The organism is Vibrio sp. SCP2 (assembly GCF_059295395.1).
Genome location: NZ_JCAFVV010000022.1, coordinates 1 through 668, shown reverse-complemented (window position 1 = coordinate 668; position 668 = coordinate 1). Strand labels below are relative to the sequence as shown.

Annotated in this window: 1 rRNA gene; it reads left to right on the top strand. The window is 49.7% G+C overall.

Features of this window, described 5'->3' with window-relative positions:
• A 23S ribosomal RNA gene (locus AC5O63_RS22340) occupies positions 1-668 on the top strand; the annotation flags it as partial.

Below are 668 nucleotides of genomic sequence, written 5' to 3'. Positions count from 1 at the left end.
TCGTGGTGTGACTGCGTACCTTTTGTATAATGGGTCAGCGACTTATATTCAGTAGCAAGGTTAACCATCTAGGGGAGCCGTAGAGAAATCGAGTCTTAACTGGGCGTCGAGTTGCTGGATATAGACCCGAAACCAGGTGATCTAGCCATGGGCAGGTTGAAGGTTGAGTAACATCAACTGGAGGACCGAACCGACTAATGTTGAAAAATTAGCGGATGACTTGTGGCTAGGGGTGAAAGGCCAATCAAACCTGGAGATAGCTGGTTCTCCCCGAAATCTATTTAGGTAGAGCCTCGGACGAATACTACTGGGGGTAGAGCACTGTTAAGGCTAGGGGGTCATCCCGACTTACCAACCCTTTGCAAACTCCGAATACCAGTAAGTACTATCCGGGAGACACACGGCGGGTGCTAACGTCCGTCGTGGAGAGGGAAACAACCCAGACCGCCAGCTAAGGTCCCAAATTATAGCTAAGTGGGAAACGATGTGGGAAGGCTTAGACAGCTAGGATGTTGGCTTAGAAGCAGCCATCATTTAAAGAAAGCGTAATAGCTCACTAGTCGAGTCGGCCTGCGCGGAAGATGTAACGGGGCTAAGCTATAAACCGAAGCTGCGGCAATGCATTTTATGTATTGGGTAGGGGAGCGTTCTGTAAGCCGTTGAAGGTG